Source organism: Rhizobium esperanzae (assembly GCF_002204185.1).
Taxonomy (GTDB): Bacteria; Pseudomonadota; Alphaproteobacteria; order Rhizobiales; family Rhizobiaceae; genus Rhizobium; species Rhizobium esperanzae.
On record NZ_MXPU01000003.1, the window covers coordinates 201,231 to 223,649 of the forward strand.

A 22,419-nucleotide genomic window follows, 5' to 3' on the forward strand; every position below is an offset into this window, starting at 1 on the left:
CAAGAAAGCGCCGCTGCAGGATCAGATTCAGCCCTTCCGGCAGGTGCAGGGCGCGTAGCCCTTCGCCGTCAAGCGCCCAGGCGTCATGCCGATCAGCGCCGGGATCGCTTCCACGGCTTTCGCCTTGACCGCCTTCGCCATCTCGATCGCCGCTGCCGCACAGATCGCGGCATCCTCGGCGGCGTTATGGTGCATGAAATGCAGACCAAGATGGTCGGCGATCAGGTTCAGCCGATGCGAGAGGAAATGCGGCCAGATCCGCTGCGCCATTTTCAGGCTGCAGAGATAGGTGAGTTCCGGATAGGATTGCCGGTAGAGATCGAGGCTCGCCCGCCAGACGCTAAAATCAAAGGCCGCGTTGTGCGCGATCATCGTCGCGCCGCTGATATCATCGTAGAACTCGTCCATCACCTCGGGGAATTCCGGCGCATCCTCGACGTGCTCCGGCCGGATACCATGGATCGCGATGTTCATCCCAGAAAACCGCATCTCGCGCGGCCGGATCAGCCGCTCCTCGACGCGCGTCACCCGCCCCTCCTCGATCCAGGCAAGGCCGACCGAGCAAGCGCTGCCGCGCTGCTCGTTGGCCGTCTCGAAATCGATGGCGATTGTCGTCAAAGACAAATATCCGAATCCTCTACCGCTACCGGCATAATCATAGCGGAAGGCGAAGGCAAATTTCGGCCTGTTGACATCTGCACGCGGATGGGGAAACCTCCGTGCATGATCAACTCTGTGACCCTTACCATCCACCATATCGCCTCGACCCTTCCAGGGTACGCGGGAGCGATGGTGCGTCACTAGCCGTCCGATCATCCCGAAAACCCTGCCGAGGCGAGCAGGGTTTTCGAAAATCCGGCTCTCCTCCCTGAAACCGAAGGAGAGCATCTCATGTCAGAAAACAAAGAGAATGAACCCCGCGACCGAGCGCGCCTGCCGGACGGCGTCGTCGTGCGCGCCGTACGTCTTTCCGATGCTGAAGAGATCACCGATCTTATCAACTTACCGGGCTACCGGGCCGGCACCCTGCGGCCGCCCTACCAGCGGATTGAAGACGTTCGCAAGAAAATGGAAAGCCCCTCGCCCGGCGCGCTCAACCTCGTCGTCACCCTGAATGTCAAGATCGTCGGCAATTGCGGCCTCAACCGCCTTAGCGGCCGTCGCCAACACGTCGCCAGCCTCGGCATGGGCGTGCATGACGACTTCACCGGTCGCGGTTTCGGCCGCATCCTGCTTGGCGCGATGGTCGATGCCGCCGACGACTGGCTCGACATCAAGCGGCTCGAACTGACCGTCTATACCGACAATGAGGCTGCGATCGCTCTCTACGAGAAGTTCGGCTTCGAAAAGGAAGGGCTTCTGCGCTCATTCGGCTACCGCGCCGGCCAATATGTCGACGCCTATACGATGGCGCGGCTGAGGGCTTAGGCAACAGCCAGACGAATAGGGCTTGACGAGGCATTCGGCGGGAACGCCCCATGCCTCGTTGAGCTTGAAAACAGCCGGTCGGCATGGGCAACGTGGACGATAAGGCGGTATTTGTTTCCGCCGATATCGAAAATCACCCTGTTGTCACCGACGAAATCTACGTTGGTACCTAACATTTTTTGATATCCGCCGGTTCCGCCCATTCCGCTTTGCTGACAACAGCATGCCAAACGCAAAAAGGAACGCTAGCCTGCGGGTGCAACTCCCAAAAGGCACGCAGTGTCGACTTGGCGATCACCTGCATGGACGAGAATATTCCCAATACGGGAAGAATCAAGCATCGATCACCCGCCAATCAGCGCCAGCCACTCGTCTTCGTCCATCGTCTGGACGCCGAGTTCGCGGGCCTTGTCGAGCTTCGAGCCGGCGCCAGGGCCGGCGACGACGATATCGGTTTTTTTCGACACCGAGCCCGCCACCTTGGCGCCGAGACCTTCGGCCCTCGCCTTCGCCTCGTCGCGGGTGAATTTTTCGAGCGAACCGGTGAAGACCACCGTCTTGCCGGCGACGGGACTGCCTGAAGTGACTGGCTGTTCGGCCTCCGCGGGAGTCACCTCCTCGAGCAGGCGGCCGATCACCTCGATATTGCGCGGCTCCTTATAAAACTCGACCATGGCGCGCGCCACGACCTCGCCGATGCCCTCGATGGCGTTGAGATCGTTCCAGGCATCGCCGGAAAGCGTTGCCGCCTCCTTCATCGCGGTCGCAAAAGCCTCATAGGAGCCGTAGGAGCGCGCCAACAGCTTCGCCGTGGTCTCACCGACATGGCGGATGCCGAGCGCATAGATGAAGCGATGGAGCGCGATGCTGCGCCGCTCGTTGATCGCCGCATAGAGCTTGCCGACGCTGACCTTGCCGAAGCCGTCGATATTTTCCAGCTTGGTGAGCGAGGATTGCTGGCGCTTCTCCAGCGTGAAAATCTCAGGCGCCGTGCGGATCTGCAGCGACGGATCCTCGTTTTCAAAGAAGAAATCGATCTGCTTCGAACCGAGCCCCTCGATATCGAAGGCGTTGCGCGAAACGAAATGCTTCAGATGCTCCGTCGCCTGCGCCCGGCAGATAAAGCCGCCGGTGCAGCGGCGCACCGAATCCATCTTGCCGGTTTTCTCGTTCACCTCGCGCACGGCATGCGAACCGCAGACCGGGCAGATCTTTGGGAATTCATAAGGCTTCACCTCGGCGAGGCGCTTCTCCATGACGACATCGAGGATCTGTGGAATGACATCGCCGGCGCGCTGGACGATGACCGTATCGCCCTCGCGGATATCGTGCTCCTCCGGCCGAATACGCTCACCGCTATTGCCGATGCCCTTGATGTAATCCTCATTATGCAACGTCGCATTGGTGACAACGACGCCGCCGACCGTGATCGGTTTCAGCCGCGCCACCGGCGTCAGCGCCCCGGTGCGGCCGACCTGGATCTCGATCTTCTCGATCTCGGTAAAAGCCTGCTCGGCCGGGAACTTATGCGCCGTCGCCCAGCGCGGCGAACGCGAGCGGAAGCCGAGGCGCTGCTGCAGTTCCAGGCTGTCGACCTTATAGACCACGCCGTCGATATCGTAATCGAGATCCGGGCGTTTGAGGCCGATCTCGTCATAATGCGCCAGGATGTCGGCAACCGAATTCAGCCGCTTCATCAGCGGATTGACCGGAAAGCCCCAGTCCTTGAAGGTCTGCACCATGGCGAATTGCGTGTCGGCCGGCATGTCCGACATCTCGCCCCAGGCATAGGCGAAGAATTTCAGCTTGCGGCTCGCCGTGACCTTGGGGTCGAGTTGGCGCAGCGATCCGGCCGCCGTGTTGCGCGGATTGACATAGGTCTGCTTACCCTCCGCTTCCATCTGCCGGTTCAGCGCCAGGAAATCGCTCTTGGCCATATAGACCTCGCCGCGGATTTCCACGACTGCGGGAACGCCCTTCGGCAATTGGTTGGGTATTTCGGCGATCGTCCGGATATTGGCGGTGACGTTTTCGCCCGTGGTGCCGTCGCCGCGCGTGGCGGCCGTCGTCAGCCTGCCGTTCTCGTAGCGGATCGACATCGAAAGTCCGTCGATCTTCGGTTCGGCGGTAAAGGCGATCGACTGGTCCGGCAGCCGGCCGAGGAAGCGATAGACGCTGGCGACGAAATCCTGCACGTCCTCCTGCGAAAAGGTGTTGTCGAGTGACAGCATCGGCCGCGCGTGAACGACGGGCGAGAAAGTAACCGAAGGCGCCGCACCGACCCGCCGAGACGGGCTGTCCTCACGGATCAGCTCGGGAAAACGCGCTTCCAGCGCATCATTGCGGCGCTTCAGCGCATCGTAATCCGCGTCCGAGATTTCCGGCTGGTCCTTGCCGTGATAGAGCGCATCGTGATGCGCGATCTCTTTCGCCAGCCGCTCGAGCTCGACAGCGGCCTCTTCGATCGTCAACGTGTCGACGGCGGAACCTTCGGTGGACATGGGACATCACTCCAGAGAATCTGGCCAGGAAATCTGCATTGTTTTTAGAGCAAAATCGCCGGATGAAAAGGGAGGCTGCATATGCCGCATCACGAAGATTGACAACTGCCCTATTCCCAATCCCGCGCGTTGCGCAGCCGGATGCCGCTGACATGAAGGCCGGTGGTCCAGAGGCTCGTCAGCGGCCGCAAACTGCCGACCATCCGCAGATCGACGGCGCGGGGCGCGAACTCCTGGTCGAGGCGTGAGATGGAAGTCCGCTCGATGGGAACGACGCGTCCGCGGGCCACCCACATGCCAGCATCGCCGATATCCTCGAAGTCCTCAACCGGCATCTCATAGCGGTGGATCGTTTGCGCTTCGAGCCTTTCCAACCACCGGCGCTCGATGAAGGCCGCTGCCCGCGAGTTGCCGAGCCATTGCCGGCGCTCGGCTTCGGACGTCTCGGATGTTGCCCATATCAGGATGCGCGGGCAGTCTCGGGGAAAGAGATACATCAAATCGTGGTCGGCATCGATCGCCCAGACGAGCGGACCATTCAACCATTCCAGGCCCACCGGGCGGACCGAGGGAATACGAACCGGGCGCGGCTCGAATGCTGCGATATCCGGATCATCACTGAAATGAAAAAGGCGCATGGCAACAGATCGCCGCTGATCGGAATGACGCGCATAGCGCGAAGCCGAATGTTTGTCACCGTGGCGGCGCAGTGAATGACTCTCTTTACTGAAAAAAGGGCTCCCCGTGCCGCCCAAGGCTTGGGCACCCTGCATCCCTGTGTGACGAGCATGAAGATGAGGGAGATAGAGGTCGGCATTCGCGCTAGATTTCATCGCTGAAAGCAAAAGCGCTAATCGCAACAGCGGCAGCTCGAAACCGGACTCACTATCGTCGGCCCGAAGCGGTCAGCCGTTGCCTGCCAGCAGCCGCTTCGCCGCCGCCCTCGCCTCTTCGGTTACCGAAGCACCGGCCAGCATGCGGGCGATCTCTTCGGTGCGATCCTTGGGCGCCATCGTCGCGACGCGAGTGGCGATCTTTTCTGAATCTTCGGCCGCCGGCCCCTTGGAGATCAGCAGATGCGTTGCCGCCCGCGCCGCGACCTGCGGCGCATGTGTGACCGAGAGAACCTGCACCCGCTCGGACAGCCGCTTCAGCCGCTGGCCGATCGCATCGGCCACCGCGCCGCCGACGCCGGTGTCGATTTCATCGAAGACGAGGGTCGGGGCCGAGCCGCGATCGGCGAGCGCCACCTTCAGCGCCAGCAGGAAACGCGACAGTTCGCCGCCCGAGGCGACCTTCATGATCGAGCCGGGGCGCGTGCCGGGATTGGTCTGGACATGGAACTCGACAACGTCGATGCCTTCGGGCAGCGCCTCCCGCGCATCCGTGGTGATCTCGACCATGAAACGAGCGCGTTCGAGCTTCAGCGCCGGCAGTTCGGCCATCACGGCGGCAGCCAGCGCGGTGCCGGCTTGATGGCGCTTGTCGGAAAGCGAGCGCGCCGCGGAATCGTAATTCTCTCGCGCCAGACCGACCTCCGCTTCGAGCCGCGCAAGCCGCTCCTCGCCCGCATCGAGGTCGGCGAGATCGGCGATCATGCGCACCGCCAGCGCCGGCAGTTCGGTGACGGGCACGGAATATTTGCGCGACGCAGCTCTGAGCGCGAAAAGCCGCTCTTCCACCCGCTCCAGTTCCCTCGGATCGTATTCGGTCTTGCGCAGCGCTGCCTCAACCTCCATCTGCGCGTTGGAAAGCTGGTCGAGCGCGGCATCGAGCAGCGTCACCGTCTCTTCGAGCAGCCCGGGCGCTTCATGGCTCTTGCGCTCCAGCCTGCGCACCAGCGAGGCGATATGCGGCACCGGCGAGGCATTGCCGTTGAGGAATTCGGAGGCTTCGGCGATGTCGCCGGCGATTCGCTCCGCCTTCATCATCGTCTGCCTGCTTTCGGCGAGTTCGTCCTCCTCGCCGTCCTGTGGCGAGAGTTTCTCGAGCTCTGCCACGGAGGAACGCAGATAGTCGGCCTCGCGCGCCGCACTTTCCACCTTCTCGCGATGCTTTTTCAGCGTCCGCTCGCTGTCGCGCCAAAGACGGTACAAACGGGAGACCTCCGCAACCTCATCGGTAAGGCCGGCAAAGGCATCGAGCAGGTTGCGGTGGGCATTGGTGTCGACAAGAGCGCGATCATCGTGCTGGCCGTGGATCTCGACCAGCATCTGGCCGGCCTGCCGCATCAGTTGCACACTCACCGGCTGGTCATTGACATAGGCCTTGGTGCGCCCATCGGCTGATTGCTGACGGCGGAAGATCAGGTCGCCCTCGTCGTCGATGCCGTTTTCACGCAGGAGCACGCGCGCCCCGTGGTCCATGCCGACATCGAACACTGCCGTCACTTGGCCCCTGTCTTCGCCATGGCGCACCAGACTGCCGTCACCGCGCCCGCCGAGCGCCAGCGACAGACTGTCGAGCAGGATGGATTTGCCCGCTCCCGTCTCCCCCGTCAGCACGGAAAGGCCGGTCTCGAAGGCAAGATCCAGCCGCTCGATCAGGACGATATCGCGGATCGAAAGCTGGACCAGCATGGGATTTAGGAACCGAGCAGGAGTTTCTTGCCTGCCGCCGCGATCCAGGAGCCCTTGTTCTCACGCGGCTCTGCACCACCTGTCTGCAGCAGCTTGTAGGAGTCGGCGTACCACTGGCTGTCCGGATAGTTGTGACCAAGAACGGCTGCGGCGGTCTGCGCCTCGTCGACGATACCCATGGCGTAATAAGCCTCGACGAGACGGGCCAAGGCCTCTTCGATCTGGTTCGTGTTCGGATATTTCTCGACGACGATGCGGAAGCGCGAGATTGCGGCGAGATATTCCTTCCGCTCCATATAGTAGCGGCCGATCTGCATTTCCTTGCCGGCGAGCTGATCCCGGGCGTAACGGATCTTCGCCTGGGCGTCGTCGACATATTCGGAGTTCGGATAATTGTCGATCACAGCCTGCATCGCCTCGATCGTCTTGGCCGAGGCGCGCTGGTCCTGGGTCACGTCGACGATCTGTTTGGAATAGGTGAGACCGATGAGATACTGCACATAGGCAGCGTCCTGGGACTTCGGATATTGCGACATGTATCGATTGCCCGAGGCAAGCGCATCATCGAGCTTGCCCTGGCGGTATTTGACAAAGGTGCTCATGACAAGCGCCTTGCGCGCCCATTCGGAGAATGGGTTCTCGCGATCGATCGCGTCGAACTTGCGCGCCGCTTCCGCCATGTTGCCCGCCTTCATATTGGCAAGGCCCTGGGTGTAGAGCACGTCAGGCGGATCGGTTTCGAGGCCAAGCTTGGTGATGTCGATATCGGGATCCGACTGGCAGCCGGAGATCGAGGCGCCTGCGCTAAGCACCAGAAGCGATGCGAACAAAGCGCGCGCTGTCTTCATCATACCTTCAGATCCTGCATAAGCCATTCAAAAGAACCCCACTGCCGCCGCTCGCTCCACGACAGCCACGCCTCGCTGGCGTTTCTAGCCACAAATGTGCATCAAGAGCAACGCAATGATAAGGCATTAACGCATTTTTGTGGCAGCCGCCGCCGGATTGGCCGGCTTTTCCTCTTCTCTCCAACCTGTGGCAGCTAAGCAACTGCGAGAAAACGCCTATCACCACAGACTCGGGCCGACATAAAAAAACCGCCTCCGGGAAAGAGGCGGCCTGGTCTTGAGAATATGCTGGAGGTCATGCCGACCAGGGAGCGAATTCCGAAGCGCTGACGGCGATCAGTTCACGAGCGGCAACGCGCTGGCGCGGCGTCGAGGTCTCGACCACCTCGTAGGCAGACGGATCGGCGAGTAGCGCCTTCAAAGCATTGGCATTCATCTTGTGGCCGCCACGATAGGATCGGTAGCAACCGATGAACTGGACGCCGGCGAGCGACAGGTCGCCAACGGCATCAAGCGTCTTGTGACGGACAAACTCGTCCTTGGCGTATCGCAGGCCTTCGACATTGATGACCGTATTGTCGTCCGAGATGACGACGGAATTTTCAAGCGAAGAACCGAGTGCATGTCCCGATGCCCAGAGACGCTCGACATCACGCATGAAGCCGAAGGTGCGGGCGCGGGAAAGTTCGGACTTGAAGACGGCGGCGTTTATGTCGCCGGCCCACTTCTGCCGACCGATCAGCGGGCATTCGAAATCGATTTCGACTTCGAAGCGCGTGCCGTCATAGGGACGGAATTCACTCCACGAGCCGCCATGCTCGATCCGCACCGGCTTGGTAATGCGGATATAGCGACGCTTGACGCCGAGCGAGACTAGACCGGCCTGCTCGATCGCTTCGACGAAGGGCAGCGAGCTGCCGTCCATGATCGGCATTTCTGCGCCCTGCACCTCGATGATGACATTGTCGAGGCCGAGCGCATAGACGGCGGCCATGACATGTTCGATCGTCGCGATTGAATGCGTGGGTGAGAAGCCGAGCACCGTGCAGAGGTCTGTATTACCGACCTGCGAGGAGACGGCCTTCAGTTCGGTGATGTCGCCATTATCATGCAGACGCTGGAAAACGACGCCGGTGTCCGCTTCGGCCGGGTTCAGGGTGATCGAGACGTTCGCACCAGAATGAACGCCGATGCCCGAGAGCGTCACGGGACGCGATACCGTCGTTTGAAAACCCAGCAAGCCAATAGCCATAAAATCTGCCTTTATTTTTCCGCTCCAGCGGTTGGTGCCACGGCGCGGTTATCATTCCTTCTGCGGAAAGCGTCTCGTCAAGACGACTCCCAGCGCAGTTTTCTTGTGCCATATTTACGTGCGCCGGCCCTGCAATCCAAATCACTGTTTCTTTCGTTTTGTTACGAAGTCACACAATTGATATCGCTCACGAATTCTCGACCGAAAAACAACAATGCCCGGGACCTGGATCCCGGGCATGAACGGTGCCGAAGCCCCCGATATTTCAGTTCGACTGGCGGCGCAGGAATGCCGGAATTTCCAGCTGGTCGTCTTCCTGCATCATGCGAGCCTGCGGAACCGCGCGACCCTGATCGTCGAGATTGCCGCGGCGCGGCGCATAGAGGCTTGCCTCCGGCGACAACGGACGGCGCTGCTGTGACGCGGCCGGCGGTGCGGCGGTCATGTCGGCGGCAACGGCATCATCGTCGCGGCGGCCAAGCGAATTGGTGATTCGCTTGAGCAGGCCCATCGGACCGCGCTCTTCCTGCTGATGCGCCGAAGCCGGCTGCGTGCGGTGGTCGAGTTCAGCCTGGACGACCGGCGGGAAATCCTCGACCTTCGGCATGCGCACCGGTTCAGCCGCCTGCCGGATAATCGGCTCCTGTCGGATCGGCTGCTGCTGGATGGGCTGCTGCTGGACGGGCTGGCTCATCACCGGCTGGCTCATTACCGGCGCCGGAGCCTGCTGTTGCACCTGCGGACGGATCGCCGGAGCTTCCGGTGCAGGCGCGAAGATCTTGCTCTGCGGACGGAAGACTTCCTGCTGCGCAGCAGGCTGCTGGACAGGGGCGCTAGCACGCGGGGCCGGAATTTCGAGCTCACGTTCCACCTCGGCTTGGCGGATGGTCTGCGCGATCGGATCGGCGGCCTTCGGTGCCTGCATCACCGGGGCAGGCTGAACTGCGGCCGCTGCCGGAGCAACAGCCGCGGAGGGACGGATAGCGGGCCTGGCGGCCGGCTGGAAGTTGCGCTCGGCGGCTTCGCTGATCGCCCGGTCGATACCGGTCGCGACGACCGAGACGCGGATGATGCCTTCGAGCGATTCGTCGAAAGTGGCGCCGAGGATGATGTTGGCGTCCGGATCGACTTCTTCGCGGATGCGGGTCGCAGCTTCGTCGACTTCGAAGAGGGTGAGGTCGCGACCGCCGGTGATGGAGATCAGCAGGCCCTGCGCGCCCTTCATCGAGGTTTCATCGAGCAGCGGGTTGGCGATTGCCGCTTCGGCTGCCTGCAGTGCACGGCCGGAGCCGGAGGCTTCGCCGGTGCCCATCATCGCACGGCCCATTTCGCGCATCACCGAGCGGACGTCGGCGAAGTCGAGGTTGATGAGGCCTTCCTTCACCATCAGGTCGGTGATGCAGGCGACGCCCGAATAGAGAACCTGGTCGGCCATGGCGAAAGCGTCGGCGAAGGTCGTCTTGTCGTTGGCGATGCGGAAGAGGTTCTGGTTCGGAATGACGATCAGCGTGTCGACAGACTTCTGCAGTTCCTGGATGCCCATCTCGGCCAGACGCATGCGGCGGCCGCCTTCGAAATGGAACGGCTTGGTGACGACGCCGACCGTCAGGATGCCCTTGTTGCGGGCGGCCTGCGCGACGACAGGAGCAGCACCCGTACCGGTGCCGCCGCCCATGCCGGCGGTGACGAAGCACATATGCGTGCCGTTCAGGTGATCGATGATCTCGTCGATGCACTCTTCGGCGGCCGCACGGCCGACTTCCGGCTGCGAGCCGGCGCCGAGGCCCTCGGTGACGTTGGCGCCGAGCTGGATGATGCGCTCGGCCTTCGTCATCGTCAGCGCCTGCGCATCCGTGTTGGCAACGACGAAGTCGACGCCCTGGAGGCCTGCGGTGATCATGTTGTTGACGGCGTTGCCGCCGCCGCCGCCGACGCCGAACACGGTGATGCGCGGCTTCAGCTCGGTGATGTCAGGCTTTTGCAGCTTGATGGTCATGGTACCTGTTCCTTCTCTCTCTGGCCGCATCGCCACGCCGGCCAATTACGCAAATTTCAGAAGCTTTCCTTCAACCACTGGCCCATGCGGGCGATGCGGCTGTTATTTCCCCCAAGCGACATGAGCAGACCGCTCTGTGACGCATGTGTCTCCATGTCCGCGACTTGCGGATAGATCATCAGGCCGACGGCCGTCGAAAAGGCCGGGCCCTTGGCCGCCGTCGGCAGGCCCGAGACGCCCATCGGCCGGCCGATGCGGACGTTGCGGGCCAGAATGCGCCGCGCCACCTCGGCAAGGCCGGTCAGTTGGCTCGCGCCCCCCGTCAGCACGACGCGTTTTCCGACGATCGGGCTGAAGCCGGAACGCTGGATCCGGTCGCGGATCAATTCCATCGTCTCCTCGATCCGGGCCGATACGATGCGCGAAACCAGCGCCCGCGGCACCTGAGACGGCTGGTCGCGATCGTCCTCGCCGATCGGCGGGATCGAGATCAGCTCGCGCTCGTCGGAGGAGTTCAAGAGTGCGGAGGCATGCACGACCTTCAGCCGCTCTGCATCCTCGATGCGAGTCGAAAGGCCGCGCGCGAGATCGGTGGTGACATGATGGCCGCCGAGACCGACGGCATCGGTATGCACGAGCTTGCCTTCGGCAAAGACCGAAATCGTCGTCGTGCCGCCGCCCATGTCGATCGCCGCGCAGCCGAGCTCGACCTCGTCGTCGACGAGAGCAGCAAGACCGGATGCATAAGGCGTCGCGACAATGCCTTCGACCGACAGATGCGCGCGGTTGACACTAAGCTCGAGGTTCTTCAGTGCCGAGCGCTCCGCGGTCACGACATGCATGTCGACGCCGAGCGCATCGCCGTACATTGCCAGAGGATCGCGAATGCCGCGCTCGCCGTCGAGCGAGAAGCCGGTCGCCAGCGAATGCAGCACCGAGCGATCCTGGCGCAGCGATTGCTGGCAGGCCGCCGACAGCACTTTCTTGAGGTCGTTAAGCTCGACTTCCTGGCCGCCGAGATCGATCGTCGCGGTGTAGATATCGCTGCCGAGGCGGCCGGCCGTCAGGTTGACGATGAGGCTTTCGACGGTCAGCCCCGCCATACGCTCCGCCGCATCGACGGCAAGACGGATGACGCCTTCCAGCGCATCGAGATCGGCGATGACGCCGGTCTTGATGCCGCGGGAGCGCTGATGGCCGATGCCGATGATCTCGATATTGTGTGTGCGGCCCGGCAGGATCTGGCTTTCCTCACGCGGCGTCAGCCGGCCGATCATGCAGACGACCTTGGTCGAGCCGATGTCGAGCACCGAAACGACATGCGACCGCTTCGACGAAAGCGGCTTCAGGCGCGGCAATCCGAAATGGGATGAACCGAACAAGCTCATATATTCTGCCCCGCCTTCTTCAATTCCTTGGTACGCTCCGTTACAGCCGCCTGCCGGCGGACCGCCGCTTCCGGCGTCAGCTGGATCGCGGTCCTGTCGGGCAATCTCAGATCCACCGCGGCGATATCCCGCTCCAGGAGCTGATGCTCCTTGTCGAACTTCGAAAGCGTCGCCAGCGCCTGATCGATGCCGTCTTCCGGCAGCTTGACGATGACGCCGTTATCCATGTGCAAATCCCAGCGACGGCCTGATATCCAGACGTAAGCCTTCACGCGGGCCTTCACGTCGGGCCACTTCGAGAAGGCGTCGCCGAGGGAAGCCGCCGCGGTCTCGGCGTCGCGGCCGACGACGAGCGGCAGCGACGAAAACTTGTTGTCGCGAAGCGGCGCAATGACGCTGCCGTTCTTCTCGATCAGCGAAAGCTCCTGCCCGTGCTGCCAGATCGCATAGGCCTCACGCTCCTTGAGCTTCACTTCGATTGTCCTCGGATAGACCTTTCGAACCTCGACATTCTCGACCCATGGAAGATGCGCGATCTTCCGGCGGGCCGCATCGACGTCGAGCGCCACCAGTGAGGTCGTGCCGTCAAGGCCGATCAGCTGCAGGATCTCGATTTCGGAGGTTTCCGAATTGCCGGAGACTTTCACATCCTCAATCGCAAAACCTGCGGCCGTCGTCGTAGCCTGCGCGACGGCTTCGGTGTGACCGCCGAGCGACATGCCGTAGAGGCCGGTCGCAGCCAGGAAGGCAAGCGCCGACACCGTCCCGGTATGGGCCGGAATGTAGATGCGGCCGCTGCCGAGACTGATCAGGAAACGAGTGACGCGGCGCAGCGGACGCGGCAACACGAACCGCTCTTCGGCTTCCACGATCGGAAGCACGGCATGATGGCTGGGTCGCCCTATCCTCTTGACCGTCAACGCAAACAAGACGCGTCCTCCACCATCCACCGGAGAAACTCACCAAAGGAATAGCCGGCATGACCGGCCATTTCGGGCACGAGCGAGGTAGGAGTCATGCCTGGCTGGGTATTGACCTCCAGCCAGATGATTTCGCCGTCTTCGGAGAAACGATCGTCGTAACGAAAGTCGGACCGACTGACGCCGCGACAACCGATTGCCTGATGCGCCCTTAGGGCCAATGTTTGTATTTTTTGGTAAATATTCGGTGAAATTTTCGCCGGGATGACGTGTTTTGAACCGCCCGCGGCATACTTGGAATCGTAATCATAAAAATTGTGTCCCTGCGGCACCACCTCGGTGACACCGAGCGCAGTTTCGCCCATGACGCCGCAGGTGAGCTCGCGGCCGTAGACATAGCGTTCGACCAGCACCTCTTCGCCATAGCGCCATTCGGGCGAGCTGACGACCTGAGGCGGATGCGCCTGATCTTCGGTGACGATCACGACGCCGAAACTCGAGCCCTCGCGCACAGGCTTCACCACATAAGGCGGCTTTATCGGATGTGTCGAAGGAAAGGCGAAACGGTTGATGACCTGCGATTCGGCGACGGGGATGCCGGCGGCGGCAGCGACACGCTTCGCCTTGTCCTTATCCATTGCCAGCGCCGAGGCAAGCACGCCTGAATGCGTGTAGGGGATCTCCAGATATTCCAGGATGCCTTGGATGGTTCCGTCCTCACCGAACGGCCCATGAAGCGCATTGAAGACAACATCCGGCCTCAATGCGGCAAGCTTTTCGGAAACATCGCGGGCGACATCGATCGTGGTTACCTTGAAGCCTTCGGCTTCGAGGGCCTCTGCGCAAGCCTTTCCCGAGGAAAGGCTGACAGGCCTTTCCGAGGAAAATCCGCCCATCAGGACAGCGACATGCTTGCGACTCATCAACACCCCCAAAAATAACTTCCACTTTTGAAATCGACGCTTGCGCGAAGCTGTCTGCGTCGTTTCGCCTTTGTCAGGCCTCACATGCATTAGAGCATCATTATGGTTAATGAAGTGTTTACTTTCGTTAACTCCTGGCACGGAACTTCGCGGCCTTTTAACTTTTGCTCACTGTGCGACCAATCCATCGCCATCGGAAAATGAACCTGCGCGGAAGTGAAAAAGCTCATACGTTCAATCACATACCCAATCGCGCTCACCCGTGATGGAATCGGCCAACAGAATCGGGTGTCATCTCTCCGCCGGATACCGGCAACAGTGAGGCGGCGGCCGGCGCTCGAATTGATTAATGCCGAGAGCATCGGCGCGCGGGCGTCACCGCTTTTCTATTGATGCCGATACCACTTCCGGTTAGCGAAGGCGGATGGGTGAGCAGGGAGAAGATCATGCGATGCCTCGTCACCGGCGCCGCCGGCTTCGTCGGTAGTCCGCTCGTCAAACGGCTGCACGCAGAGAAGACTTGCGAGCTCGTGGCCACCACGAGATCCCAGACCTCTGCCTTTCCGCCGGATGTAATGCATTTTCCGATTGAAATAACCGACGGAACCGATTGGACGCCAGCGCTTGAAGGCGTCGACGTCATCGTCCATCTCGCCGCCCGCGTTCACATCATGGACGACCGCGCGGCCGATCCGCTAGCGGAATTCCGCCGGGTCAACACCGCCGCCGCGCTCAATCTCGCCGAACAGGCTGCCAAGGCGGGCGTGAAGCGATTCGTCTTCGTCAGCACCATCAAGGTCAACGGAGAAGAGACCGACCGCCCGTTCCGGCACGACGACAGACCGAACCCGATTGATCCCTACGGCATTTCGAAGCTGGAATGCGAAATTGGCCTCCGCGAAATCGCAACGCGCACCGGCATGGAAGTCGTCATAATCCGGCCGCCGCTGGTCTATGGCCCCGGCGCACGCGGCAACTTCGCGCTACTCACCAATCTTGTCCGCAAGAAACTGCCGCTCCCCTTCGCTTCGCTGAAGAACCGCCGCACATTGGTCGCGGTGCAAAATCTCGTCGACTTGATCATCACCTGCGCGACCCATCCCGCCGCCGCAGGAGAGACCTTCCTTGCCGGAGATGGTGAAGACCTCTCGACGCCTGAGCTCATAAGGGGAATTGCGGCGGGGCTGGGCGTCAAGCCGATGCTGCTCCCCTTCCCGCCTCCACTGCTGCACATGGCTGCAAAGGCACTCGGGAGGGAAGCCGTTTATCAGCGCCTTTGCGGTTCACTGCAGGTCGACATATCCCGGGCGCGCGACGTTCTCGGCTGGTTACCCGTCGTCACCCCGCGCGAAGGCCTCAAACAGGCAGTCGAATAGTTTATTCGCTCGTTACGCCCTGGAACGGGCGCACTTCGCGGCCGGGCATGAAGACGCCGAGGCGCTTGATTTCCCATTCGAGCTTGATGCCGTCTTTCTCGAAGACTTCACGGCGCACCTGCTCGCCGAGATATTCGAGATCGTAACCGGTCGCCTGCCCCATATTGATCATGAAGTTGCAGTGAAGCGACGACATCTGCGCACCGCCAATCACCAAGCCGCGGCAGCCGGCTTCGTCGATCAGCTTCCAGGCGGAATGGCCGGGGGGGTTCTTGAAGGTCGAGCCGCCGGTTTTCTCACGTACCGGCTGCACCGTCTCGCGGTGATTGCGCACAGCGTCCATTTCGGCGCGGATCTGGGCGCGATCTTCCGGATAGCCCTCGAACAGCACCGAGGTGAAGATCAGATCGGCGGGCGCTTTTGAATGCCGGTAGGAATAACCCATCTCCGCATTGGAAAGCACATGCTTGTTGCCCTTGCGGTCAACGGCGTTGACCTCGATCAGCCGCTCACGCGTCTCCACGCCGTTCGCGCCGGCATTCATGCGCGCCGCGCCGCCGATACCGCCCGGTATGCCATAGAAGAAATGGAAGCCGCCGATGCCATTGTCCATCGCCATTGCCGCGACATGCTTGTCGGGGCAGATGGCGCCGGCGAGGATGCGATTTTCGCCGGCAAGCTCGACGAAGCCGAAGCCCTTGGCCGATAGGCGCAGCACCACGCCCGGAATGCCGCCGTCGCGCACCAGAATGTTGGAGCCGACACCGACCACCGTCAGCGGCACCTCTTCGGGCAATATCTTCAGGAAGGCAATGAGATCGTCGACGTCATGCGGCTGGAACATCAGTTCGGCCAGACCGCCGGCCCTGAACCAGGTGACGCGGTCCATGGGGGCATCCGGCGTGATACGGCCGCGGATATCCTTTACACCATCCCCGAGAGACGCGAGAAGCTTTTCCCCATTCACCTGTTTCATGCGGACTTTCCCGATAGGCCTTCCAATTGCTTGGGCAGTGCTGCTGCCCATGATGTGATGCTCCCAGCCCCCAACAGAACCACGAAATCACCAGGCTTTGCAACCTCCGCAACCATTTGCGGCAGAAGCTCCGCCGAAGCGAGGAAGCGGGCGTCGCGATGGCCGCCGGATTTGATTCGCGAGACGAGCGACATGGAATCGACTCCTTCGATCGCATCCTCGCCTGCCGCATAGACGGGCGCCAGAAAAATACTGTCGGCATCGTTGAAGCAGGCGGCGAATTCCTCGAACAGGCTCGCGAGTCGCGTGTAACGGTGCGGCTGATGGACGGCGATGATGCGCCCCTTGCAGGCCTCGCGGGCCGCCTTCAGCACCGCCTTGATTTCGACCGGATGGTGGCCGTAATCGTCGAAGATCTGCACGCCGTTCCATTCGCCGGTCAGCGTGAAGCGACGCTTGACGCCGCCGAAGGAGGCAAGCCCCTTGGCGATATCTTCATTCGATATGCCAAGCCGGTTGGCGACTGCGATCGCCGCCGTGGCGTTGGAAATATTGTGGCGGCCAGGCATCGGCATGACCAGCCCCTTGAGCTCGGTCCTCTGGCCGGTGCGACGGCGGCGGATCTCGACGTCGAAGGTCGAGCGCGTGCCGTCGATGCGCACATTCTTGAAGCGCACGTCGGCCTGCGGGTTCTCGCCATAAGTGATGATCTTGCGGTCCTCGATGCGGCCGACCAGCGACTGCACCTCGGGATGATCGAGGCACATGACGCCGAAGCCGTAGAATGGCACGTTCTCGACGAACTGCCGGAAGGCCGCGCGCACGGCGTCGAAACTGCCGTAATGGTCGAGATGTTCGGGATCGATATTGGTGATGACGGCGACATCGGCGGGCAGCTTCAGGAAGGTGCCGTCGGATTCGTCGGCCTCGACCACCATCCACTCGCCCTCGCCCATGCGGGCGTTGGTGCCGTAGGCGTTGATGATGCCGCCGTTGATGACTGTCGGATCGAGCCCGCCGGCTTCGAGCAGGGTTGCGACCAGCGAAGTGGTCGTCGTTTTGCCGTGGGTGCCGCCGATGGCGATCGCATTGCGGAAGCGCATCAACTCGGCGAGCATCTCGGCGCGGCGCACCACCGGCAGCAGCTTTTCGCGCGCGGCGATGAGTTCCGGGTTGCTCTTCTTGATCGCCGTCGAAACGACCACGACTTCGGCATCACCGAGATTTTCGGCGCGATGGCCGACGGAGACCTCAATGCCTTTATCGCGCAGTCGCTGCACATTGGCGCCGTCCGATTGATCCGATCCCTGCACCTTGTGACCGAGATTGTGCAGCACCTCGGCGATACCGCTCATGCCGATACCGCCAATGCCGATGAAATGGACGAGACCGATCGCCTTCGGCAGTTTCATGCGCGTGTCCTCTTGAATTCTGAGACTGTCTTGCCGGCGGCAATAGCCTCAACCATGTCGGCAAGCAAGTTCGCCGCATCCGGTTTCCCGGCGAGTTTGGCCGCCGCCGCCATGTGCAAAAGCTTGTCCGGATCGTTCATCACATGGCTCAGTATAGAAGCGATGCGTTCAGGCGAAAGCTCCGACTGAGGGATCACCTTCGCCCCGCCCGTCGCAGCCAGTGCGGCGGCGTTCGCCGCCTGATCATGGTCGAGCGCATGCGGATAGGGCACCAGAATGGCCGGGCGTCCGATGACGGAGATTTCCGAAACCGTGGAAGCGCCGGAGCGGCAGATCACCAGATGTGCCTGGGCAAGACGCTCCGCCATGTCGTTGAAAAATGGCGCTATATCGGCTCCCATCTCCAGCTTGGCGACGCAGCCGCTGACCATCTCCATATCTTCAGGGCGCACCTGCTGCGTCACCCTGAGCCGCGCGCGCAGGCCGTCCTCGAGCAGGCTGATCGCCGTCGGCATGGACTTGGAAAAATACTGCGCGCCCTGGCTGCCGCCGAAGACGACGAGATTGAAGGGCTCGCCGGGATGCGAAGGCAGGTAAGGCCGCTCGGCTGCGGCAAGGATCGCCGGTCGCACGGGATTGCCTGTTGCAACTGTCTTGTCGGAAAAAGCATCCTCGCTTTCTGATAGAAAGCCGCCGGCAATCGCCTTGACGCGCGGAGCCAGCGCCTTGTTGGCCCGGCCCATGACCGCATTCTGCTCATGCAGCATCGAGGCGACGCCGAGCCGCGTGGCGGCCAGCAGCGGCGGTACGGTGGGGTAACCGCCGAAGCCGACGACAATCACCGGCTTCAGCCGCTGGATCAGCCTTTTGGCCGCTCGCATGCCGCTCCACAGCGTCCACAGCGAGCGGGCGACGGCGACCGGGTTCTTCGAGCCGATCGTCGCCGACGGCACGACATGGATCTGCTCGGCCGGGAACTTGCCGGCATAACGCTCGGCCCGGCTGTCAGTCACCAGGTGCACCGAATAGCCGCGCTCCTTCAGCTTGAAGGCCAGCGCCTCCGCCGGGAACACGTGGCCGCCGGTCCCTCCGGCGGCAAGCAGCACGATGCCTTTGCTCATGACCTCTTACTCCGCGGGCATGCCGTGCGGGACGCGGAAGAGGCTCCGGTCCTGCGCACGTTTTTCCGGGCGGTGGCGCGTCAGCGCGAGAATAAAGCCCGCGGTAACGCAGATCGCCACCATGGAAGAACCGCCGTAGGAAATCAGCGGCAGCGTCATGCCCTTTGCCGGCAGCAGCTCAAGATTGACGCCGATATTGATGATTGACTGGATGCCCATCTGCAGCACCAGGCCCGCGACGGCAAAGCGATTGAAATCATTGCGCTCGCGATAAGCATGCGAGAGGCCGCGCAGCACCAGCACGGAAAACAGCGCGACGAGCGCCATGCAGAAGACGATGCCGAATTCCTCGGCCGCGACCGAGAAGATGAAGTCGGTATGCGCATCCGGGATGATACGCTTGACGATGCCTTCGCCCGGCCCCTGACCGAACCAACTGCCGCGGATAATCGCCTCACGGGCGGTGTCGATCTGGAACGTGTCGCCCTCGCCGGTCATGAACTTGTCTATGCGCAGCGCAACGTGCGGAAAGACGTAATAGGCACTGAGCAGGCCGCCGGCGCCGCCAATGCCGAGCAGCATGATCCAGATCCACGGCATGCCGGCCATGAAGAACATGCCCCCCCAGACGGCGGTCGTCAGGATGGTCTGGCCGAGGTCGGGCTGCGCGACGAGAAGGGCCGCAACGATGCCGAAGAGGATGATGGCAAAGAGATTACCGGGGATTTCCGGCTGACGCGCATGCTCGGCAAATAGCCAGGCGCAGACGACGACGAAGGCAGGTTTCATGAATTCCGACGGCTGGATGGAAAGGCCGGCGATCCAGATCCAGCGCCTGCCGCCCTTGACCTCCTGGCCGACGAACAGCACCAGCACCATCATGGCGAGCGAAATGATCAGGAGCAGGATCGCGGTTCGCCGCACCTGGCGCGGCGTTAAGAACGATAGCCCGAGCATGACGGCGATCGACGGGATCATGAAGGCGGCATGGCGCTTGACGAAGTGAAAAGGCTCGAGCCCGATGCGCTCGGCAACCGCTGGAGATGCCGCAAACGACAGCATGAAGCCGATGCCCATCAGGAAGATGAACATCGCCAGGAAGAAGCGGTCGATGGTCCAGAACCAATCGGCCAGAGGCCCACGTTCCGCGCGGCTTACCATGTCATTTCTCTCCTGTTGCCGGGCCGATCAGCATCGTCATTCCGTCAAGGGCGGCCACATGGCTGACGAAGGCATCACCCCTGACTTCGAAGTTCTTATACTGGTCGAAGCTTGCGCAAGCCGGGGATAACATCACGGCGGAAGCAGCAGCTTCGTCGCGCTCCGCATCGGCCGCCGCATGCGCGACTGCGCGCTCCAGCGTGCCGGAGATCTCGTAGGGCACGGCCTCGCCGAGTGTGGCGGCGAACTCCGCGGCTGCCTCGCCGATCAGATAGGCCTTGGCGATACGTGGGAAATAGGGCGCGAGCGTCGAGATGCCGCCTGATTTCGGCAAGCCGCCGGCGATCCAGTAGATGCGATCATAGCTCGACAGCGCCGGCGCTGCCGCGTCGGCATTCGTCGCCTTGGAATCGTTGACGAAGACGACGCGGCCTCGTTTGCCCACAGGCTGCATGCGGTGCTTGAGGCCGGGAAAGGAGGCAAGGCCGGTGCGAATGTCGTCGGCGGACACGCCGACGGCAAGGCAGGCGGCGACCGCCGCCGCCGCGTTCTGCGCATTGTGGCTGCCGCGCAGCGTCTGGATGCCGTCGAGATCGGCAAAGGGCAGCATGGCGCCGCCGCCGGCCTGAACGAGCCTGGTGCCCTCGGCATAAATGCCTGATGCCACCGCGTTACGGCGCGAGATGCGGACCACCTTGACACCTGCCCGCTCGATCCGGTCGGCGATTAGCGCCGAATGGCTGTCATCGATGCCGACGATCGCGACATCGCTGCCGGCGACCAGCCGCTCCTTGACGTCGGCGTAGTGCTGCATCGTGCCGTGGCGATCGAGATGATCGGGCGTCAGGTTAAGCAGGATGCCGGCTGAAGGGTTCAACGTCGGCGCCAGATCGACCTGATAGGACGAGCATTCGACAACGAAATAACGCCCCGCCTTCGGCGGATCGAGCGTCAGCACCGCCGTGCCGATATTGCCGCCGAGCTGGGTGTCGTAGCCTGCGGATTTCAGGATGTGGGCGATCAGCGCCGTCGTCGTCGACTTGCCATTGGTGCCGGTGATGGCGATGAACGGGCAATCCGGCACATGAGCACGGCGCTCGCGCACGAAGAGCTCGACGTCGCCGACAATATCGACGCCGGCCGCCCGCGCGAGGTCGACAGTCCAGTGCGGCTTCGGATGGGTGAGCGGCACGCCGGGCGACAGGACGAACAGCGCGTGCTGGCTCCAGTCGATGCCGTGCAGGTCCTCCGTCCGGATCCCTTCCGCCGAAGCCTTGGCGACGCTGTCGGGATTGTCGTCCCACGCGGTCACCTCGGCGCCGCCCGCGACCAGCGCGCGGGCAGTGGCAAAACCGGAACCGCCGAGCCCGAAGAGCGCGACCTTCCTGTCCTTGAGCGTCGTGACCGGGATCATCGCCGCCTCACCGCAGCTTCAGCGTCGAAAGGCCGAGCAGGGCCAGGCCGACGGCGATGATCCAGAATCGGATCACCACCTGGCTCTCGGTCCAGCCCTTCTTCTCGAAATGATGATGGATCGGCGCCATCAGGAAGACGCGCCGACCGGTCATCTTGAAGAAGCCGACCTGGATGATGACCGACAGCGTCTCCATGACGAACAGGCCGCCGATGATCGCCATGACGATCTCATGCTTGGTGGCGACGGCAACGGTGCCGATTGTGCCGCCGAGCGCCAGCGACCCGGTATCGCCCATGAAGATGGCGGCGGGCGGCGCGTTGAACCAGAGGAAGCCGAGGCCGGCGCCGATGACGGCGCCGAGCACGACGGCAAGCTCACCGGTGCCGGGCACGAAATTGATCTGCAGATAGTTCGCAAACACCACATTGCCGGCGAGATAGGCGATGACGCCGAAGGAGGCGGCCGCGATCATAACAGGCACGATGGCAAGCCCGTCGAGGCCATCGGTCAGATTGACGGCATTGCCGGCGCCGACGATGACGAAGCCGCCGAAGACGACGAACATGATGCCGAGATTGATCAGGAAGTCCTTGAAGAAGGGAAAGGCGATCGAGGAGCCGAAGGTCGAGCCGGCGGTCCCCGAGGCAAGGGCGGTGCGCATCATGAAGTAGACTGCGATGCCAGCGATGACGAATTCGATGCCGAGACGCGCCTTGCCGGAGAAGCCCTTGTGGCTCTGCTTGGTCACCTTGAGATAATCGTCATAGAAGCCGATTGCGCCGAAGCCCAGCGTCACCAGCAAGGTGGCGACGACATAGACGTTGGAAAGATCGGCCCAGAGCAGCGACGCCCCGACGATGCCGGCCAGGATCATCAGCCCGCCCATGGTCGGCGTGCCGGCCTTCTTGAAATGCGTCTGCGGCCCGTCGGCGCGGATCGGTTGGCCCTTGCCCTGCCGGATGCGCAGCGAATTGATGATCGTCGGCCCGAACAGGAAGACGATCAATGCGGAGGTGAAGAGAGCGGCCCCTGTGCGGAAAGTGATGTATCTGAACAGATTCAGAAACTTGAAATATTCCGACAGTTCGACAAGCCAGATCAGCATTCAGGGCCCCTTGTTT

General features: G+C 62.1%; 18 protein-coding genes and 1 pseudogene. 2 read left to right on the plus strand and 17 right to left on the minus strand.

All coding sequences use genetic code 11. From position 1 onward, the window contains the following. Positions 1 to 27: 27 nt before the first annotated feature. Positions 28 to 618 carry a 3'-5' exonuclease gene (locus B5E41_RS05350; RefSeq protein WP_088391667.1) on the minus strand — a complete coding sequence of 197 codons (591 nt, stop codon included), beginning with the start codon at positions 616 to 618 and terminating at the stop codon, positions 28 to 30. 273 nt (positions 619 to 891) lie between these two features. Between B5E41_RS05350 and B5E41_RS05355 the strand changes: the two genes are divergently transcribed. After that, entirely contained in the window at positions 892 to 1,428 is a 537-nt protein-coding gene (locus tag B5E41_RS05355) for a GNAT family N-acetyltransferase (RefSeq protein ID WP_088391669.1), read from the plus strand. 83 nt (positions 1,429 to 1,511) lie between these two features. Here B5E41_RS05355 and B5E41_RS32645 read toward each other — a convergent pair. From B5E41_RS32645 to B5E41_RS05405, 10 genes and pseudogenes are all read right to left on the minus strand, one after another. Beyond that, positions 1,512 to 1,732, minus strand: a pseudogene (locus B5E41_RS32645) (type II toxin-antitoxin system HigB family toxin); the annotation flags it as partial. A 40-nt stretch (positions 1,733 to 1,772) separates the two neighbouring features. Beyond that, a complete protein-coding gene (gene ligA, locus B5E41_RS05365) occupies positions 1,773 to 3,929 on the minus strand; it encodes an NAD-dependent DNA ligase LigA (protein ID WP_088391671.1) in 2,157 nt (718 codons plus the stop codon). Positions 3,930 to 4,039: 110 nt separating this feature from the next. Beyond that, complete coding sequence (locus B5E41_RS05370) at positions 4,040 to 4,567, minus strand: DUF6886 family protein (protein ID WP_088391673.1); 528 nt, start codon at positions 4,565 to 4,567, stop codon at positions 4,040 to 4,042. Positions 4,568 to 4,834: 267 nt separating this feature from the next. Beyond that, positions 4,835 to 6,508 (minus strand): DNA repair protein RecN, encoded by a 1,674-nt coding sequence (gene recN, locus B5E41_RS05375; RefSeq protein ID WP_088391675.1) that lies wholly within the window; start codon positions 6,506 to 6,508, stop codon positions 4,835 to 4,837. A gap of 5 nt (positions 6,509 to 6,513) precedes the next feature. Further along, a complete protein-coding gene (locus B5E41_RS05380) occupies positions 6,514 to 7,383 on the minus strand; it encodes an outer membrane protein assembly factor BamD (RefSeq protein ID WP_170965882.1) in 870 nt (289 codons plus the stop codon). Positions 7,384 to 7,651: 268 nt separating this feature from the next. Beyond that, positions 7,652 to 8,608: a UDP-3-O-acyl-N-acetylglucosamine deacetylase gene (lpxC, locus tag B5E41_RS05385; RefSeq protein ID WP_064803794.1), complete on the minus strand. Its 957-nt coding sequence runs from the start codon at positions 8,606 to 8,608 to the stop codon at positions 7,652 to 7,654. 265 nt (positions 8,609 to 8,873) lie between these two features. After that, positions 8,874 to 10,604 carry a cell division protein FtsZ gene (ftsZ, locus tag B5E41_RS05390; RefSeq protein ID WP_088391677.1) on the minus strand — a complete coding sequence of 577 codons (1,731 nt, stop codon included), beginning with the start codon at positions 10,602 to 10,604 and terminating at the stop codon, positions 8,874 to 8,876. A gap of 56 nt (positions 10,605 to 10,660) precedes the next feature. Continuing rightward, positions 10,661 to 11,992 carry a cell division protein FtsA gene (gene ftsA / locus B5E41_RS05395; protein ID WP_064803798.1) on the minus strand — a complete coding sequence of 444 codons (1,332 nt, stop codon included), beginning with the start codon at positions 11,990 to 11,992 and terminating at the stop codon, positions 10,661 to 10,663. Beyond that, the gene (locus B5E41_RS05400) at positions 11,989 to 12,921 is read right to left on the minus strand and encodes a cell division protein FtsQ/DivIB (RefSeq protein WP_088391679.1); all 933 of its coding nucleotides are present in this window, start codon (positions 12,919 to 12,921) and stop codon (positions 11,989 to 11,991) included. Before B5E41_RS05400 ends, ftsA begins: the two co-directional genes overlap by 4 nt. Next, complete coding sequence (locus B5E41_RS05405) at positions 12,909 to 13,835, minus strand: D-alanine--D-alanine ligase (protein ID WP_088391681.1); 927 nt, start codon at positions 13,833 to 13,835, stop codon at positions 12,909 to 12,911. The genes B5E41_RS05400 and B5E41_RS05405 overlap by 13 nt, the downstream gene beginning before the upstream one ends. Positions 13,836 to 14,281: 446 nt before the next feature. Between B5E41_RS05405 and B5E41_RS05410 the strand changes: the two genes are divergently transcribed. Continuing rightward, positions 14,282 to 15,211 carry a UDP-glucose 4-epimerase family protein gene (locus tag B5E41_RS05410; RefSeq protein WP_088391683.1) on the plus strand — a complete coding sequence of 310 codons (930 nt, stop codon included), beginning with the start codon at positions 14,282 to 14,284 and terminating at the stop codon, positions 15,209 to 15,211. Position 15,212: 1 nt separating this feature from the next. On the opposite strand, the gene murB is transcribed toward B5E41_RS05410, so the two are convergent. The 6 genes from murB to mraY are packed head-to-tail and all read right to left on the minus strand — an operon-like array spanning position 15,213 to position 22,403. Further along, the gene (gene murB / locus B5E41_RS05415) at positions 15,213 to 16,187 is read right to left on the minus strand and encodes a UDP-N-acetylmuramate dehydrogenase (protein ID WP_064810823.1); all 975 of its coding nucleotides are present in this window, start codon (positions 16,185 to 16,187) and stop codon (positions 15,213 to 15,215) included. Then, positions 16,184 to 17,599, minus strand: coding sequence for a UDP-N-acetylmuramate--L-alanine ligase (gene murC / locus B5E41_RS05420; protein ID WP_088391685.1), 1,416 nt, complete (start codon positions 17,597 to 17,599; stop codon positions 16,184 to 16,186). The genes murB and murC overlap by 4 nt, the downstream gene beginning before the upstream one ends. Continuing rightward, positions 17,596 to 18,720 (minus strand): undecaprenyldiphospho-muramoylpentapeptide beta-N-acetylglucosaminyltransferase, encoded by a 1,125-nt coding sequence (gene murG, locus B5E41_RS05425; protein WP_088391687.1) that lies wholly within the window; start codon positions 18,718 to 18,720, stop codon positions 17,596 to 17,598. The genes murC and murG overlap by 4 nt, the downstream gene beginning before the upstream one ends. Before the next feature lie 6 nt (positions 18,721 to 18,726). Continuing rightward, the gene (ftsW, locus tag B5E41_RS05430; protein ID WP_064803810.1) at positions 18,727 to 19,881 is read right to left on the minus strand and encodes a putative lipid II flippase FtsW; all 1,155 of its coding nucleotides are present in this window, start codon (positions 19,879 to 19,881) and stop codon (positions 18,727 to 18,729) included. A 1-nt stretch (position 19,882) separates the two neighbouring features. Further along, positions 19,883 to 21,295 carry a UDP-N-acetylmuramoyl-L-alanine--D-glutamate ligase gene (gene murD, locus B5E41_RS05435; RefSeq protein ID WP_088391689.1) on the minus strand — a complete coding sequence of 471 codons (1,413 nt, stop codon included), beginning with the start codon at positions 21,293 to 21,295 and terminating at the stop codon, positions 19,883 to 19,885. A 7-nt stretch (positions 21,296 to 21,302) separates the two neighbouring features. Then, positions 21,303 to 22,403 (minus strand): phospho-N-acetylmuramoyl-pentapeptide-transferase, encoded by a 1,101-nt coding sequence (mraY, locus tag B5E41_RS05440; protein ID WP_011426095.1) that lies wholly within the window; start codon positions 22,401 to 22,403, stop codon positions 21,303 to 21,305. Between the last annotated feature and the right edge of the window lie 16 nt (positions 22,404 to 22,419).